Genomic DNA, 13,608 nt, shown 5'->3' with positions numbered 1-13,608 from the left:
GGCGGCACGGCCGCCGGGCCGCCCGATACGGCACGGCGTGCCAGGGCTCCGGGATACGGCTGTGGCCGCCGTCTGAGGTGCAGAGGGCTTCTGATCAGTGGATAGTAGTTTCCTCATGGTGGAAGTTCAATGGTTTGTTGATGTCGAGATTCTTCGGGTCGACAGAACGGCCAAGGTGTCGGCGCAGCGTGCCGGCACCGTCATTCCAGGTGCGTGAGGTCCGCCGGAGTGTCGATGTCGTACGCCTGTGCCACGTCGCCGCATTCCACGAGCGTCAGCTCCTCCCGGTGCGCCCGCAGATAGGCCCGGGCGCCCTGGTCGCCCACCGCGCCCGCCGCGACGGCCGCCCACCGGTCCGCCCCGAACAGCACCGGGTGCCCGCGTTCCCCCGCGTACGAGGCCGCCGCCAGGCTCGCCCGGTCCCGGTACGCCGCACCCACCCGGGCCACCGCCTCCGCCCCGATGCCCGGCTGGTCGACCAGCAGCACGAGAGCCGCGTCCGCGCCCGTCCCCGCGAGCGCGTCCAGCCCCGTCCGCAGCGAGGAGCCCATGCCCTCGGTCCACTCCGGGTTGACGCTCACGGCGCAGCCGTCCAGCTCCGCCCGGGCGGCGACCTCGTCGGCCGAGGCGCCGAGCACCACGTGGACCGGGCCGCAGCCGCCCGCGCGCAGGGTGCGCACGGCGTGCTCGACGAGCAGGCCGCCACGGTGTCCCAGCAGGGCTTTCGGGCGTCCACCGAGCCGGCGGCCGCCGCCCGCGGCGAGCAGCAGTCCGGCGATCTGTGCGTGTGTCATGCCGCCTGGATACCCCACGGCGTGCGCTTCCGCCCACCACCTCGTACCTCTCCGGCGCGTGTTACGTACGCGGAGTGGCGCCCGGCACCTTTTATGGCGTTAACTTGCCCGCATCCCCGGACACTTGACCACGGTCCGGAGACCGTTGGGAACGACACCGGCACAAGGACGTGCGAGGGGGAGCTTTGTTGAAGAGCGTCGGGCAGGAACGGGTGACCGGCAGCGGCGAGGACCCCAGAGTGGCGGAGCTGCGCACGGCGGTCTCCCGGCTGCGGCGGGCCCTGGCCGGCCACCCCGGGCGGTTCCCCGACCGCGCCATCGCCGAGGACGAACTCGCGGCGCTGGACGCGATGGCGCTCAGCGGAACGCCCGAGATTCCCCGGCTGCGCCGCTCGTTGCTGCTGATCGCGGGGGCGATCGGTTCGGTCAGCGCGCTGGCCGCCGCCCTGCGGGACGTCCGGGTCGCCGTCGACCTCTTCGGCGAGCCGCCGCAGCGCTGACCGGGCCGGCCGTGGTCAGCGGCGGATGAGCCTGCGGGCCGTCGCCGCCGCCACGGCCGCCGTGCGCGAGTCGACGCCCAGCTTGGCGTAGATGTGCACCAGGTGGGACTTCACGGTCGCCTGGCTCAGGAACAGCCGCTTGCTGATCTCCGCGTTCGACAGGCCCTCGCCGACCAGTTGCAGCACCTCCAGCTCGCGCTTGGTGAGCGCCTGGGCCGGCGTGCGCATGCGGTCCATCAGCCGGTGCGCGACGGCCGGGGCCAGCGCCGAGCGCCCGGCCGCCGCCGTACGGACCGCCGCCGCCAGCTCCTCGGGCGGCGCGTCCTTCAGCAGATAGCCCGCCGCCCCCGCCTCGACCGCCGCCAGGATGTCCGCGTCGCTGTCGTACGTCGTCAGGATCAGCACCCGGGGCGCGTCCGGCGCCGCCGTGATCGCGGCGGTCGCCTGCGAGCCGTGCATCCCCGCGCCGAACTGGAGGTCCATGAGCACCACGTCCAGCCCGCCCGCCGCCGCCCGGGCGACCGCTTCCTCGGCGGTGGCGGCCTCCGCGACGACCCGGAAGTCCGGCTCGGTGTCCAGGACGGCCCGCAACCCCGCCCGCACCACCGGATGGTCGTCGGCGAGCAGCAACCGGACGGGCGTCCCGCTCATGCCGCCTCCCGCCCGGCCCGGCCCACCGGCAGCGGCAGGGTCAGCGCGACGGCGGTGCCCTGGCCGGGCGCCGACTCGACGCTCAGGGTGCCGCCCAGCGACCGGGCCCGCGAGCGCATCGCGGGCAGCCCGAAGCCGCCGGACTCCGAGGCCCCGGCCGCCGGGACGTCCTGCGCGAAGCCGCGTCCGTCGTCCACCACGTCCAGCGACACCGAGGTGTCCATGAAGCTCAGCGTGATCTCCGCCCGCCCCGCCCCGGCGTGCCGCACGGTGTTGGCCAGCGCCGACTGGGCGGTCCGCAGCAACGCCACCTCGTACGGCGTCGGCAGCTCCACCGGGGTGCCGCTGACCGCGAACCGCACGGCGAGCGCGGGCGTCGTGGAGCGGGCCGACAGCCGTTCCAGGGCCGCCGTCAGGGAACCGTTCGCCAGGTCCGGCGGGGTCAGCGCGCGGACGAAGCGGCGCGCCTCGGCCAGGTTGTCCTGCGCCGCCTCGCGCGCCCGGTGCACTTGGGCGGCGGCCGGGGCGTCCTCGGGCAGCGCGCGTTCGGCGGCACGCAGCAGCAGCTGGATGGAGGACAGGCCCTGCGCGAGGGTGTCGTGGATCTCCCGGGCCAGCCGTTCGCGCTCCGCGAGAGTGCCGGCGGTGCGCTCCGCCTCGGCCAGCTCCGCACGCGTCGCGACCAGCTCTTCGATGAGCTCGCGGCGCCGTTCGCTCTCCCGGAACAGCGCCTCGTAACCGAGGACCGTGGCGACGGCGACGGCCGCGCCGAGCAGCGGCCCGATGAACGTGCCGGGGGTGACCGCCTGCCCGTGCAGCAGGAAGCTCGCGATGGCGGCGCCCGCCGTCACCGCCACGGCCGGCAGGCCCCAGCGCGTCGGCAGCAGGTGCAGCTGGAGGAAGTAGAGCGGGAAGGCCACCCACAGCGCGTCCGGTGACAGCACCAGCAGCGCCGCCCACAGCACTCCGAGCACCGCCAGCCACCCCGCGCCCGCCCGGGTCCCCGGCTGCACGGGCCTGGCCGCCGCGCCCGCCACGTACACCGCGGCCAGCACACCGGCGACCGCGGTCACCGCGCCGGGGTGCGGGCCGCCGTCGGCGAACGCCTTGACGGCGGTGAGCGCCAGCAGGCCGAGCAGCAGCCCGTGCAGACACAGCCGCAGCGCGGCGGCGACCGGGGGATGGACACGCGTTTCCATGATGGAACCAGCGTAGGCGCGGGCCGTCCCGGGCCGGTCAACCGAAAGGTTGATGTCGTCACCAGCCCGGGGGCGATGTATCCGGAGCGGGGGGAAACGACGCTGGAGGCATGTTCGTCGCATGGAGAGACCTACGGTTCGCCAAGGGCCGGTTCGCGCTCATGGGCACGGTGATCGTGCTGATCACCCTGCTCGTGGGCCTGCTGTCCGGCCTGACCGCCGGGCTGGCCCGGGAGAACACCTCGGCCGTCACCGGGCTGAACGCCGACCACCTCGCGTTCGCCGCCCCGCCGGACGGGCGGTCGGTGTCCTTCACCGACTCGTCCGTCGGCGAGGACGCCGTACGCGCGTGGGCCGGGCGGCCCGGAGTGGAGGCCGCGCACCCGCTCGGCATCCGCACCCTGAACGCCACCGCCGGTACGGGGGAGCGCACCGCCGCCGTCTCCGCGTTCGGCGTCGAGCCCGGCAGCGGTCTGGCGCCCGCCCGGGTCGGCCCCGGCGAGGTGGTGCTCTCGCACGGGGGCGCCGACGAGCTGGGGGTGCGTCCCGGCGACCGGCTGACCCTCGGCGGCCGGGAGGCGACCGTGGCCGCCGTCGCGGGCGACGCCTCGTACAGCCACACCCCGGTCGTGTGGACCGACCTCACCGACTGGCGGCGGTCCGGGAACGGGGACGGCCACGCCACCGTGATCGCCCTGACCACCACCGGCGGCGCCGATCTCGCCGCCGGCGACCGGGCGGCGGGCACCCGCACGCTCTCGCTGGACGACTCCCTGACGGCCATCGGCTCCTACCAGGCGGAGAACGGCTCCCTCCAGCTGATGCGCGGATTCCTTTTCGCCATCTCCGCCCTGGTCATCGGCGCGTTCTTCACCGTCTGGACGATCCAGCGCAGCGGCGACGTCGCCGTGCTCAAGGCGCTGGGCGCCTCCACCCCGTACCTGCTGCGGGACGCGCTCGGGCAGGCCGTCGTGATGCTCGCCGTCGGTACGGGCCTGGGCACCGCCCTCGCCTCCGGCATCGGCGCCCTGGTCTCCGGCGGGGCCGTGCCGTTCGTCCTGGACGCGGCGACGGTCCTCGTCCCGGCCGTCGTGATGATCGCCCTCGGCGCGGCCGGGGCCGCCCTGTCCATCCGGCGGATCACCGCCGTCGACCCGCTCACCGCGCTCGGGAGTGCCCGATGACCCTCACGCTCACCGATGTCACCCTCACCTACCCGGACGGCGACGGGCGCCTCACCGCCCTGGACCGCGTCGCGCTCGACGTGCCGGCCGGCACCCTGACGGCCGTCGTCGGCCCGTCCGGCTCCGGCAAGTCGAGCCTGCTCGCGGTGGCCGCGACCCTGGTCGCCCCGGACGGCGGGGCGGTCGTCGTCGCCGGTACGGACACCACGGGGCTCGGGCGCGCGGAGAAGGCGGCGCTGCGCCGGGAGCGCGTCGGCATCGTCTTCCAGCAGCCCAACCTGCTCCCGTCCCTCACCGCCGTCGAACAGCTCCAGGTCATGACGCACCTCTCCGGCGGCCGGGCCGGGGCCGCCCGGGCCCGGGCGCTCGACCTGCTCGACGCGGTCGGGCTCGCCGGGCAGGCCGGCCGCAGGCCCCACCAGCTCTCCGGCGGGCAGCGCCAGCGGATCAACATCGCCCGGGCCCTGATGAACGACCCGGCCCTGCTCCTCGTGGACGAACCGACCAGCGCCCTGGACCACGAACGCGGCGCGGCCGTCCTGGACCTGCTGGTGACGCTGACCCGGCGGCGGTCGACGGCGACGGTCCTGGTCACACACGACCGCGCCCACCTGGACCGCGCGGACCGGACGGTCACGATGCTGGACGGGCGCCTCACCGCACCGGCGCCCGCCTGAGCCCGCGCCCGCCGGAGCCCGCGCCGCCTGAGCCCGCGCCGCGCCCGGGACCGCGCCGGCCCGGAACGCGGGCGGGCCCGGACCCCGAGAGGTCCGGGCCCGGTCACGGCTTCTCAGCCCGCCGCCCCGCTGCTCGCCAGCGCGTCCGACAGCTCCCTGGCCGCCTGCTGGAGGATCGGCACGATCCGCTCGGTGGCCGCCTCGGTGACCCGGCCGGCCGGGCCGGAGATCGAAAGGGCGGCGGACGTGGGGGAGTCGGGCACCGAGACCGCCAGGCAGCGGACCCCTATCTCCTGTTCGTTGTCGTCCACCGCGTAGCCCACCCGGCGCACCTGTTCCAGCGCCTCCAGGAAGCCGTCGGGCGTGGTGATCGTCTTCTCGGTGGCGGCGGGCATCCCGGTGCGGGCGAGCAGGGCGCGCACCTCGTCCGGCGGGGTGTGCGCGAGCAGCGCCTTGCCGACGCCCGTGGAGTGCGGCAGCACCCGGCGCCCCACCTCGGTGAACATGCGCATGGAGTGCTTCGACGGCACCTGCGCCACGTACACGATCTCGTCGCCGTCGAGCAGCGCCATGTTGGCCGTCTCGCCGGTCTCTTCGACCAGCCGGGCCAGATACGGACGCGCCCAGGTGCCGAGCAGCCGTGCGGCGGACTCGCCGAGGCGGATGAGGCGGGGGCCGAGCGAGTAACGCCGGTTGGGCTGCTGGCGTACGTACCCGCACAGGACCAGCGTGCGCATCAGGCGGTGGATCGTGGGCAGCGGAAGTCCGCTGCTGGCGGAGAGCTCGCTCAGGCCGACCTCGCCCCCCGCGTCGGCCATCCGCTCCAGCAGGTCGAAGGCGCGCTCAAGGGACTGCACACCACCGCTGGATGCGGCGGGCTTGGAGTCGGAAGTGCTGGCGTGGGACGGCGGCACGTCAACGGTCCTTTCGAAGCGGGGGAGCAAGGCAGCAGCCTACCGGGCCCTTTCCGGCCGGCCCACAGCCGACGGGGGCCGTCAGGGCCGGTCAGCGCCCGTTTGTCCGGGTGTCCGCAGGCCGCGCGGTGCTCCGGCCACGCGGCACCTGGCCCATTCTACGTTCCACAGTCCGAAATTGACCTTTTACTTTGTGGAAAACTCCAGGGTGGTCACGCAAGCGGGCGGGGCGCCCCGAGGGGCCTTGACGGGCCGCGCTCCCGAGTGAAGACTCCTTCAACAGTTCGTTGAAAGTGCGAAGTGAGGAGCACCGGTGTCCGGTCCGGACGTGAAGCTGCTACTGCGCTCGACGCGCGTCGTCACCCCCGAGGGGACCCGGCCCGCCTCGGTCGCCGTCACCGGCGGGACCATCGACGCCGTTCTGCCGTACGACGCCGAGGCCCCGGCCGGAGCCCGCGTCGAGGACTTCGGGGACGACGTCCTGCTGCCCGGCCTCGTGGACACCCACGTCCACGTGAACGACCCCGGCCGCACCGAGTGGGAGGGCTTCTGGACCGCCACCCGCGCGGCGGCGGCCGGCGGCATCACCACGCTGCTCGACATGCCCCTCAACTCGCTGCCGCCCACCACCACGGTCGGGAACCTGCGGATCAAGCAGGGCGTCGCCGAGCCCAAGGTGCACGTCGACACCGGCTTCTGGGGCGGCGCGGTCCCCACCAACGTCAAGGATCTGCGCCCGCTGCACGAGGCCGGGGTCTTCGGTTTCAAGTGCTTCCTGTCGCCGTCCGGCGTCGAGGAGTTCCCCGAGCTGGACCAGGAGCAGCTGGCCCGGTCCATGGCCGAGATCGCCGGCTTCGGCGGGCTGCTCATCGTGCACGCCGAGGACCCCCACCACCTGGCCTCCGCGCCGCAGCAGGCCGGACCGGCCTACGCGGACTTCCTGGCGTCCCGGCCGCGCGACGCCGAGAACACCGCGATCGAGGGCCTGATCGCCCACGCCCGCAGGCTGGACGCCCGCGTCCACGTCCTGCACCTGTCGTCGAGCGACGCGCTGCCGCTGATCGCCGCCGCCCGGCGCGAGGGCGTCCGGCTCACCGTCGAGACCTGCCCGCACTTCCTCACCCTCACCGCCGAGGAGGTGCCCGACGGGGCCACCGAGTTCAAGTGCTGCCCGCCGATCCGGGAGGCCGCCAACCAGGACGCGCTGTGGCAGGGGCTCGCCGACGGCACCATCGACTGCATCGTCTCCGACCACTCGCCGTGCACCACCGACCTCAAGACCCCGGACTTCGCCTCCGCGTGGGGCGGCATCTCCTCCCTCCAGCTCGGCCTGCCCGCCATCTGGACCGAGGCCCGCCGGCGCGGCCACACCCTGGACGACGTCGCCCGCTGGATGTCCGCCGCCCCCGCCGCCCTGGCCGGGCTGCACCACAAGGGCGCCATCGAGGCGGGCCGCGACGCCGACTTCGCGGTCCTGGCACCCGACGCCACCTTCACCGTCGACCCGGCCGAGCTCTTCCACCGCAACCAGGTCACCGCGTACGCCGGCCGCACCCTGCAGGGCGTGGTGCGCTCCACCTGGCTGCGCGGCGTACGCATCGCCGCCGACGGCGTCCTCGCGGAACCCACCGGCCGCCTCCAGACAAGGGAGATCCGAGCATGACGGCGACAGCGCACTTCACCGGCGACGCCGACCCGTACGGCGGCGGCGACCCGTACGCCGACTACCGCACCGCCGACCACCCCTTCGGCCACCTCGTGGACCTCGCCGACCGGCGGCTCGGCGCCGGCGTGATCGCCGCCAACGACGAGTTCTTCGCGGAGCGCGAGAACCTGCTCAAGCCGGAACCCGCCCACTTCGACCCGGAACGCTTCGGGCACAAGGGCAAGATCATGGACGGCTGGGAGACCCGCCGCCGGCGCGGGGTGAGCGCCTCGCAGCCGCACCCGGTGGACGAGGACCACGACTGGGCGCTGATCCGGCTCGGCGCCCCCGGCATCGTGCGCGGCCTGGTCGTGGACACCGCCCACTTCCGCGGCAACTACCCCCAGGCCGTCTCCGTCGAGGCCGTCTCACTGCCCGGCTCGCCCTCGCCCGAGGAACTGCTCGCCCCGGACGTGAAGCGGACGACGCTCGTCCCCCGCACCGCCGTGGGCGGCCACGCGGCCAACGCGTTCGCCGTCGACGTGGAGCGCCGCTTCACGCACCTGCGGCTCAACCAGCACCCGGACGGCGGCATCGCGCGTCTCAGGGTGTACGGCGAGGTCGCCCCGGACCCCGCCTGGCTGACCGCGCTCGGTACGTTCGACGTCGTCGCCCTGGAGAACGGCGGCCGGGTCGAGGACGCCTCCGACCGCTTCTACTCACCGGCCACGAACACCATCCAGCCCGGCCGCTCCCACAAGATGGACGACGGCTGGGAGACCCGCCGCCGTCGCGACCGGGGCAACGACTGGATCCAGTACCACCTGGTCGAAGAGGCCGACATCCGCGCCGTCGGGATCGACACCGCCTGCCTCAAGGGGAACGCGGCGGGCTGGGCCCGGCTCACCGCCCGGGACGCGGAGACCGGCGCGTGGACCGAGTTCCTGCCCCGGACCCGGCTCCAGCCCGACACCGACCACCGCTTCGTGCTGCCGGCGGCCATACGCGCCGACCAGGTCCGGATCGACATCTTCCCGGACGGCGGCATCTCACGGCTCCGCCTCTTCGGCTCGCTCACCGAACGCGGCGCGGCCCGGCTGGCCGCCCGCCACGCGGAGCTCGGCGGCTGAGCGACCGGCACCCCGAGGAGCACCGGGCTCAGAACTCCTCGTGCTCCTCGGGGTCCCCGCCGAACCGCTCCCGCCGTCCGTTCGAGATCCGCCCCAGCTCCTCGGGCGTCAGCTCGAACCCGAACAGGTCCAGGTTCTCCCGCTGCCGCCCCGGGTCGGCCGACTTCGGGATCGGTACGGCCCCGAGCTGGGTGTGCCAGCGCAGCACCGCCTGGCCCGGCGTGACGCCGTGCGCCTCGGCGACCGCCACCACCTCCGGGTCGGCCAGCAGGTCCCGGCCGCGCCCCAGCGGGCTCCAGCTCTGGGTGACGATCCCCATCGCCGCGTGCACGGCGCGCAGCTCCTCCTGGGGCAGCCGGGGGTGCAGCTCGACCTGGTTGACGGCGGGCACCACGCCCGTCTCGTCCCGCAGCCGCTTCAGGTGCTCGGCGGTGAAGTTGGAGACCCCGACCGACCGGACGAGCCCTTCCTCGCGCAGCTTGACGAGCGCCCGCCAGGTGTCCACGTAGAGCCCCACCTTGGGTAGCGGCCAGTGGATGAGATACAGGTCCACGTAGTCCAGGCCGAGGTTGCTCCGGGACTCCTCGAACGAGGCGAGCGTCTTCTCGTAGCCGTGGTGCCGGCCGGGCACCTTGGTCGTGACGAAGACCTCCTCGCGCGGCACCCCGCTGCGGGCGATGCCGCGCCCCGTCCCGGTCTCGTTGCCGTAGTTCAGCGCGGTGTCCACGAGCCGGTAGCCGAGGTCCAGGGCTCCGGAGACGGCCTTCTCCGCCGCGTCGTCGTCCAGCGGATAGGTACCGAGCCCGACCGCCGGGATGGTGCGGCCGTCGTTCAGGGTGTGCACCGGGATACCGGACATGATCGTCCCTTCTCGTCGCCTGCCGTTACGGGGCGTGCCTCCCCGCCCAGCGTAGGCGGGGAGGCGGCGGTCGGCAGGGCGGCGTCAGGCGGCGTGACCGCCGTCCACGACCAGCTCGGCCCCGGTGACGAACGCGGCCTCCGCGCCCGCCAGGTACGAGATCAGCGCGGCGATCTCCGCCGCCGTACCGAACCGGTCCAGGGCGTTGGCCGCGCGCTGGCCGTCGGCGAAGGGGCCGTCGGCGGGGTTCATGTCGGTGTCCACGGCGCCCGGCTGGACCAGGTTGACCGTGATGCCGCGCGGGCCCAGTTCGCGGGCCAGCGGCTTGGTCAGGCCGGAGAGCGCGGACTTGCTCATCGCGTAGAGCGTTCCGCCGGGCCCGCCCGCGTGCCGGCTCAGGGCCGTACCGAGGGAGATGATCCTGCCCCCGCGCTCCATCACCTCGGCCGCCGCCCGGCAGGCCAGGAACACCGCCCGGACGTTCACGGCGAGGACCCGGTCCACATCGGCCGGGGTGAGGGTGGCGATGGGACCGAGGACGCCGATCCCCGCGTTGTTCACCAGGATGTCCAGCCGACCCAGCTCCGCCGCCGCCCGGTGCACCGCCGACGCGGCGGCCTCCGGATCGGCGGAATCGGCCCGGAGGGCGACGGCGCGGCGGCCGGTCGCCTCGATCGCGGCGACGACCTCCTTGGCGGCGCTCTCGTCCCGTACGTACGTCAGCGCCACGTCGGCGCCGTCCCGGGCGAGCCGCAGCGCGGTCGCGGCGCCGATGCCCCGGCTGCCGCCGGTGACGAGCGCGGTGCGGGGAAGGGGCGGGGTGCTGTTCATCGTGGTTCCTGTCCGTCGCCGGTCGTGCTGACAGGCACCAGGAAAGCCGTTCGGCGCCCCGGGGACCGGCGGGAAACGGACGCCGAATCCGGGGCGTCACCGCCAGTCCGGCGAGCGGCCGAGCGCCGCCAGAACGCGGGGGAGCGGGCCCTCGTCCGCCACCGGCAGCGCGGGCCGGAAGGCTGCGGCCGGTCCTTCGCGCGCCGGTCCGTCCGGGACGCGCAACGCGTAGGGCAGGGCGGCCTCCAGCACCTCGGCGGGCAACGCGAGGGGCAGGCCGAGCGTCACGGCCGCGTCCCAGGAGTGCACGACGTAGTCGATGAAGTGGAACCCCATCGCGACCGCCCCCGGGAACGTCGTCCCCGTGCTGATCTCCGGCAGCGCGAACCGGCCCTCCGACGCCCCCGGCCGCGCGAACGCGTCGAGCACGGCACGGGCCGTCCCCCGGTACCAGGCCGCCGGGTCGTCGCCGGCCGCGCGGTGCGCCCAGGCCGCCGCGTCGGCCCCCTCGCCCCGCGCGGCGGCGGCGAAGCCGAGGTGCTGACCGCCCATGTGCTCCACCAGGGTGCGCAGCGTCCAGCCGTCGCACGGGGTGGGGCGGTCCCAGTCGCCGGCGCCCGCGCGGCCGACGACGCGCACGGATTCCAGCACCGCGATCCGGTCGAGCCCGATGATGTCCATGGTGCGTCCCTTCGTGGGCGGAAGTGGGTCAGGCCGTGCCGACAGGCCACGGCACGGCCCCGGACACCAGCCGCCACGCGGAGTCGTACACCGCCGAGCGGCTGGTGAAGGGGGCCGTCCAGGTCGCCGAGCGCAGGGTGCCCCCGTCCCGGTGGGCCCGGACGATCGCGCGGTGGTCGGGGCGGGCGACGAAGCCCATGAGGTGCTCGTGGGCCGTCCAGACGGTGATCGAACCGGACCGGTCCATCCGGGGCCCCACGTCCGCCCAGAGCCACATGCCGACCGCGCCCGGCGTCCGGGGCCAGGTCCGGCGCAGCCGCACGCCCGCCGCGCCGACGGAGAGCGTGCGCCACGGGCGGTGCGTGACGAACTCGGTGACGCCGACGAGCACCTCCGCGCCGGGTTCCACGGCCCCGGCGGCGGGACCCGGCTGCCACCGGGTGCTCCAGAGAATCTGTGGCACGGTTCGCTCTCCTCCTGGCACGCGGGGTCGTCCGGCGCGGGTCCCCGCGGCGGACGACCCCGACCATACAAGTAGACGAACGATCGTGCTATTGGTTTGGCCGGAGCGTGCCGGCTCCCGCGCGGCCTACGCCTCCGCGGGCACCGACGACGGGTCCGTCGCCACCGACCGGAGCCGCCCCAGGATCGCGCGCCACGCCCTCGTATAGCTCTCGGAGCTGCCGCGCAGCACGGAGTCGCCGTTCGCCAGTTCCAGGAACGCGATGATCTCGAAGGCCAGCTGCGCGGCGTCGCAGTCCTCGCGGATCTCGCCCAGGGTCCGCGCCTCCTCGATCCGCCGCTCCACGAAGGCGAACCACCCGGCCTGCGCGGCGGCGAGCGCGTCGTGCACCGCGCCCTCGCGGGCATCGAACTCCGCGAGCGCCGCGAAGAAGAAACAGCCGCCGGGGAAGACCCGGTCCCGCGAGTAGGCGATCCAGGACTCGCACATCCGCCGCACCCGGCCCAGCCCGGCGGGCGTCTCGCGGGTGGGGACCACCACATGCTCGTCGTGGACCGCGACGGCTGCCCGGACCGTCGCCAGCTGAAGCTCCTCCTTGGAGCCGAACAGCGCGAACACGCCGCTCTTGCTCAGCCGCAGGTCCGTGGCCAGCCGGCCGAGCGACAGCCCTTCGAGACCTTCCACCGAGGCGACCGCGGCCGCCCGGGCGAGAACCAGCCGCCGGGTGCGGTTGCCGCGCTCGACCCTGCCGTCCTGGCGTGTTCCGGCCATCCGGTGACTCCGTGCTCCGATGAGGTGCGGGCGGACCGCGTCGGGCGCGCCCGGGGGGCTCGTCATTCTAGGAGGGCGCCCGGTAGCGTGATCGTCCCCCAGTGCGAGCCGGTGCCGTCTCCACGTCGTCCCTGTGGAGAGAGCAGGAGTCCCGTTGTCCTCCGCCGCAGTCCCCGCTCCCCTTCTCGCCCCGCCGCGCCGGGCCTGGCTCACCGATCTGCCCGTCCTGCTGGTCGCGGTGGTCTGGGGGTCCAGCTATCTCGCCGCCAAGGGCATCACCACCCCGCAGACCGTCGTCGCCGTGCTCGTGCTGCGGTTCGCCGTCGTGCTGCCCGTCCTCGCGGTCGCCGGACGGCGCAGGCTGCGCGCGCTGACCGCGGCGCAGTGGCGGGGCGCCGGGCTGCTGGGCTTCGTGCTCAGCGCGATCTTCCTGGTGGAGACGTACGGCATCGTGCACACCTCGGCGACCAACGCCGGGCTCATCATCAGCCTCACCATGATCTTCACCCCGCTCGCCGAGGCCGCCGTCACCCGGACCCGGCCGACCGGAGCCTTCCTCTCCGCCGCCGGACTCTCGGTGGCCGGCGTGGTGCTGCTCACCCAGGGCGGCGGATTCACCAGCCCCTCGGCCGGCGACCTGCTGATGCTGGCCGCCGCCCTGGCCCGGACCCTGCACGTCCTGCTCATGGCCCGCATCAAGTCGGTCGAGGGCGCGGACGCGCTGTCCCTGACGGCCGTCCAGCTCGGCAGCGCCGTCGCCGTCTTCGCCCTGCTGGCCGCCGCGCCGGGCACCGGGGCGGCGCCCTGGACGGTCGCCGCCGGATTCGGGGCCCGGGAGTGGGGCGGGCTGCTCTTCCTCTCGGTGTTCTGCACGCTCTTCGCGTTCTTCGTGCAGATGTGGTCCGTACGCCGCACCTCGCCGTCCCGGGTCAGCCTGCTGCTCGGTACGGAACCGCTGTGGGCCGCCGCCGCCGGCATCGCGATCGGCGGCGAGCGCCTGGGCGTCGCCGGGGCGGCGGGCGCCGTGCTGGTGCTGGCGGGCACGGCCTGGGGGCGGCGCAGCGCGGACCAGGGCACGCCCTGACCGGCTCACTCCTTGATCGCGTCCGCCGCGATCATGACGGCCGCGCCCGCCACCATCAGCACGATCGACACGAAGACCGGGTACTCGGCGGCGAACGGCAGCCGCCGCACCAGGCCGAAGAAGCGGAACCAGTCGAACCACACGTGGAGCAGCCCGGCGACCCCCTGGACGAAGATCAGGAAGCCCACCGTCTCGCACAATTTCTTCATGGCCCCGAGCCTGGCC

The 13,608-nt window shown here is 74.5% G+C and carries 16 protein-coding genes; 6 read left to right on the top strand and 10 right to left on the bottom strand.

What is annotated here, in order from left to right; genetic code table 11:
* Nucleotides 1-200 precede the first annotated feature (200 nt).
* Nucleotides 201-794 (bottom strand): NTP transferase domain-containing protein, encoded by a 594-nt coding sequence (locus ACFUJY_RS03930; protein ID WP_383294077.1) that lies wholly within the window; start codon nucleotides 792-794, stop codon nucleotides 201-203.
* A gap of 185 nt (nucleotides 795-979) precedes the next feature.
* Here ACFUJY_RS03930 and ACFUJY_RS03925 point away from each other — a divergent pair, with 185 nt between their 5' ends.
* On the top strand, nucleotides 980-1,294 hold the full coding sequence (locus tag ACFUJY_RS03925) for a DUF5955 family protein (protein ID WP_383294075.1): 315 nt from the start codon (nucleotides 980-982) through the stop codon (nucleotides 1,292-1,294).
* Between the two features lie 15 nt (nucleotides 1,295-1,309).
* On the opposite strand, the gene ACFUJY_RS03920 is transcribed toward ACFUJY_RS03925, so the two are convergent.
* Together ACFUJY_RS03920 and ACFUJY_RS03915 are read right to left on the bottom strand one after the other, a co-directional pair.
* Complete coding sequence (locus ACFUJY_RS03920) at nucleotides 1,310-1,945, bottom strand: response regulator (RefSeq protein ID WP_383294072.1); 636 nt, start codon at nucleotides 1,943-1,945, stop codon at nucleotides 1,310-1,312.
* Nucleotides 1,942-3,144, bottom strand: a complete 1,203-nt coding sequence (locus ACFUJY_RS03915; RefSeq protein WP_383294070.1) for a sensor histidine kinase — start codon at nucleotides 3,142-3,144, stop codon at nucleotides 1,942-1,944. The genes ACFUJY_RS03920 and ACFUJY_RS03915 overlap by 4 nt, the downstream gene beginning before the upstream one ends.
* Before the next feature lie 110 nt (nucleotides 3,145-3,254).
* Between ACFUJY_RS03915 and ACFUJY_RS03910 the strand changes: the two genes are divergently transcribed.
* A complete protein-coding gene (locus tag ACFUJY_RS03910) occupies nucleotides 3,255-4,328 on the top strand; it encodes an ABC transporter permease (RefSeq protein WP_383294067.1) in 1,074 nt (357 codons plus the stop codon).
* Nucleotides 4,325-5,005, top strand: a complete 681-nt coding sequence (locus ACFUJY_RS03905; protein WP_383294065.1) for an ABC transporter ATP-binding protein — start codon at nucleotides 4,325-4,327, stop codon at nucleotides 5,003-5,005. The genes ACFUJY_RS03910 and ACFUJY_RS03905 overlap by 4 nt, the downstream gene beginning before the upstream one ends.
* A 113-nt stretch (nucleotides 5,006-5,118) precedes the next feature.
* Here ACFUJY_RS03905 and ACFUJY_RS03900 read toward each other — a convergent pair whose 3' ends face one another.
* Nucleotides 5,119-5,919, bottom strand: a complete 801-nt coding sequence (locus ACFUJY_RS03900; protein ID WP_383294063.1) for an IclR family transcriptional regulator — start codon at nucleotides 5,917-5,919, stop codon at nucleotides 5,119-5,121.
* A 313-nt stretch (nucleotides 5,920-6,232) separates the two neighbouring features.
* On the opposite strand from ACFUJY_RS03900, the gene allB reads away from it, so the two are divergent.
* The gene (gene allB / locus ACFUJY_RS03895) at nucleotides 6,233-7,582 is read left to right on the top strand and encodes an allantoinase AllB (protein ID WP_383294060.1); all 1,350 of its coding nucleotides are present in this window, start codon (nucleotides 6,233-6,235) and stop codon (nucleotides 7,580-7,582) included.
* Nucleotides 7,579-8,694 (top strand): allantoicase, encoded by a 1,116-nt coding sequence (gene alc, locus ACFUJY_RS03890; protein ID WP_383294057.1) that lies wholly within the window; start codon nucleotides 7,579-7,581, stop codon nucleotides 8,692-8,694. Before allB ends, alc begins: the two co-directional genes overlap by 4 nt.
* 28 nt (nucleotides 8,695-8,722) lie before the next feature.
* Here alc and ACFUJY_RS03885 read toward each other — a convergent pair whose 3' ends face one another.
* From ACFUJY_RS03885 to ACFUJY_RS03865, 5 genes are all read right to left on the bottom strand, one after another.
* Nucleotides 8,723-9,553 carry an aldo/keto reductase gene (locus ACFUJY_RS03885; RefSeq protein WP_383294054.1) on the bottom strand — a complete coding sequence of 277 codons (831 nt, stop codon included), beginning with the start codon at nucleotides 9,551-9,553 and terminating at the stop codon, nucleotides 8,723-8,725.
* Nucleotides 9,554-9,637: 84 nt separating this feature from the next.
* A complete protein-coding gene (locus ACFUJY_RS03880; protein ID WP_383294052.1) occupies nucleotides 9,638-10,384 on the bottom strand; it encodes an SDR family oxidoreductase in 747 nt (248 codons plus the stop codon).
* Between the two features lie 96 nt (nucleotides 10,385-10,480).
* Nucleotides 10,481-11,065, bottom strand: coding sequence for a TIGR03086 family metal-binding protein (locus tag ACFUJY_RS03875; RefSeq protein ID WP_383294049.1), 585 nt, complete (start codon nucleotides 11,063-11,065; stop codon nucleotides 10,481-10,483).
* A 28-nt stretch (nucleotides 11,066-11,093) separates the two neighbouring features.
* On the bottom strand, nucleotides 11,094-11,528 hold the full coding sequence (locus ACFUJY_RS03870; RefSeq protein WP_383294047.1) for a hypothetical protein: 435 nt from the start codon (nucleotides 11,526-11,528) through the stop codon (nucleotides 11,094-11,096).
* Between the two features lie 126 nt (nucleotides 11,529-11,654).
* Nucleotides 11,655-12,299 carry a TetR/AcrR family transcriptional regulator gene (locus ACFUJY_RS03865; RefSeq protein ID WP_383294044.1) on the bottom strand — a complete coding sequence of 215 codons (645 nt, stop codon included), beginning with the start codon at nucleotides 12,297-12,299 and terminating at the stop codon, nucleotides 11,655-11,657.
* Between the two features lie 154 nt (nucleotides 12,300-12,453).
* On the opposite strand from ACFUJY_RS03865, the gene ACFUJY_RS03860 reads away from it, so the two are divergent.
* On the top strand, nucleotides 12,454-13,383 hold the full coding sequence (locus ACFUJY_RS03860; RefSeq protein ID WP_383294041.1) for a DMT family transporter: 930 nt from the start codon (nucleotides 12,454-12,456) through the stop codon (nucleotides 13,381-13,383).
* 5 nt (nucleotides 13,384-13,388) lie between these two features.
* On the opposite strand, the gene ACFUJY_RS03855 is transcribed toward ACFUJY_RS03860, so the two are convergent.
* Complete coding sequence (locus ACFUJY_RS03855) at nucleotides 13,389-13,592, bottom strand: hypothetical protein (protein WP_383294038.1); 204 nt, start codon at nucleotides 13,590-13,592, stop codon at nucleotides 13,389-13,391.
* Nucleotides 13,593-13,608 lie beyond the last annotated feature (16 nt).

This window comes from Streptomyces sp. NPDC057249, from assembly GCF_042669245.1.
Lineage (GTDB): Bacteria > Actinomycetota > Actinomycetes > Streptomycetales > Streptomycetaceae > Streptomyces.
The sequence above is the reverse complement of the archived record's forward strand: the minus strand, read 5'-3'. Positions and strand labels throughout refer to the sequence as shown.